A 226-nucleotide genomic window follows, 5' to 3' on the forward strand; every position below is an offset into this window, starting at 1 on the left:
GGGCTTGCCGTGTTGGCCGGCGTGCGCGGAGCGGGCGTCGCCGTCGCGCCACGCGGCGAACGACTCCTCGTCCTCCCAGGTGGTGACCACGAAGTAGCGGGTCTCGCCGCCGGTGGGGCGCAGTAGCCGTTCGCCATCGCGCGGGGGCCCGACCGGAGCAGCTCAGGCCAGCGGCCCCACGACCGGGGCGAGATCGTCGGCGAACCTGTCGTCGACGAGCTCCCCG

General features: G+C 75.2%; 1 pseudogene. It reads right to left on the reverse strand.

Annotation, left to right across the window (positions count from 1 at the left end):
• Positions 1–135 (reverse strand): annotated as a pseudogene (locus tag AC3DE3_RS17500) (antibiotic biosynthesis monooxygenase family protein); the annotation flags it as partial.
• Between the last annotated feature and the right edge of the window lie 91 nt (positions 136–226).

This window comes from Dietzia sp. IBK-p2-16D (assembly GCF_057773085.1).